This is a genomic window from Mesorhizobium sp. M1A.F.Ca.IN.020.06.1.1 (assembly GCF_004023265.1).
Lineage (GTDB): Bacteria > Pseudomonadota > Alphaproteobacteria > Rhizobiales > Rhizobiaceae > Mesorhizobium.
The window spans coordinates 1-1,499 of sequence record NZ_RZSR01001208.1 but is presented as its reverse complement, the minus strand read 5'-3'; the positions used below and the strand labels follow the sequence as shown (position 1 = coordinate 1,499).

Genomic DNA, 1,499 nt, shown 5'->3' with positions numbered 1-1,499 from the left:
TCGCAGCACAAGCATGGCCGAAAATCCAGGCCGAAGTCCTCGCCTTCGTCCGGGATTTCCGGCGCGGGGAACTAGTTCACCGGATGCTTGGCAAGCCAATCCTGCATTTTTTTGATCTCGGCTTCCTGCGCCTTGACGACGTTCTCGGCGAGCTTGCGGATTTCCGGGTCCTTGCCGTTGGCGATCACCACCTTGGCCATGTCGATGGCTCCCTGGTGATGCGGGATCATGCCGCGGACGAAATCGACATCGGCATTGCCGGTGTAGTTGAGCATCATGTCCTTGTGCATCTTGTCCATGGCCGCCTTGTAGCCAGCGGTTGCGGGGCTGTCCGCGCCCATGGCCATCCCGAACATGTCGTGCTTCATTTCGTCCGATTGCGCGGGCACGCTTTCGAGGAACACCGCGATCAGCATTCCCGCCGCCATCAGCAGCAGCACAATCTTCTTGGCCAAGGTCATCCAATATCTCCTGTTGAATGGAATGTCGTATTTGGGGGCGTCGCTCAGAGTTTCAACGTTCTCAGCCGCAGCGCGTTGCCGATCACCGAGACCGACGACAGGCTCATCGCCGCCGCTGCGATCATCGGCGACAGAAGCATACCGGTGAGCGGGTAGAGCACTCCGGCGGCGACCGGCACGCCGAGCACGTTGTAGAGGAAGGCGAAGAACAGGTTCTGGCGAATGTTGCGGATCGTCGCCTGGGCCAGTGTGCGGGCTCTGACGATGCCGTTGAGATCGCCCTTGACCAGCGTGATGCCGGCGCTTTCGACCGCGACGTCGGCGCCGGTGCCCATGGCGATGCCGACATCGGCTCCGGCAAGCGCCGGCGCATCGTTGACGCCGTCGCCGGCCATGGCGATGCCGGCGCCCCTGGCGCGCAGTTCGTCGACAAGTGCCGCCTTCTGATCCGGCAGCAGCCCGGCGCGGACCTCGTCGATGCCGAGCCTGCCGGCGATCGCTTTTGCCGTGCGCTCGTTGTCGCCGGTCGCCATGATGATCCTCAAGCCCTTGTCGTGCAGCGCCTTGATCGCCTCGGCCGTGGTTGCCTTGACCGGATCGGCGACGGCAACCAGGCCGGCAAGCTTGCCGCCGACGGCAACGAACATCGCCGTCTTGCCTTCGGCCTGCAGCGCTTCCGCGCTGGCGGAAACGGGCGCGGTGTCGACGCCGAGGTCGGCCATCATCGCCGCATTGCCGAGCGCAACCTTCCTGCCGGACACGGTGCCGGCAACGCCCTTGCCGGTTATCGCCTCGAAGTTCTCGGCACCTGCAAGCTTGGCGCCGCGTTCGGCGGCACCCTCGACGATCGCCTCGGCGAGCGGGTGTTCCGAGCCCTTTTCGAGCGTCGCGGCGAGCGCCAGCAATTCATTCTCCGCAATGCCTTCGGCGGCGACGACATCGGTCAGCCGCGGCCGGCCCTCGGTCAAGGTGCCGGTCTTGTCGACGATCAGTGTGTCGACGGAGGCGAAGCGCTCCAACGCCGCCGCTTCCTTGATC

The 1,499-nt window shown here is 64.7% G+C and carries 2 protein-coding genes; both read right to left on the bottom strand.

Features of this window, described 5'->3' with window-relative positions; translation table 11 throughout:
* Nucleotides 1–71: 71 nt before the first annotated feature.
* Entirely contained in the window at nucleotides 72–461 is a 390-nt protein-coding gene (locus EOA60_RS32525; RefSeq protein WP_095824304.1) for a DUF305 domain-containing protein, read from the bottom strand.
* 44 nt (nucleotides 462–505) lie between these two features.
* Nucleotides 506–1,499: HAD-IC family P-type ATPase (locus EOA60_RS32520; RefSeq protein ID WP_128312593.1), on the bottom strand; the 994-nt coding region annotated here is incomplete at its 5' end.

Coding starts and splice junctions, on each gene's coding strand:
- EOA60_RS32525 (WP_095824304.1), bottom strand. CDS start 461: ATGACCTTGGCCAAGAAGATTGTGCTGCTGCTGATGGCGGCGGGAATG.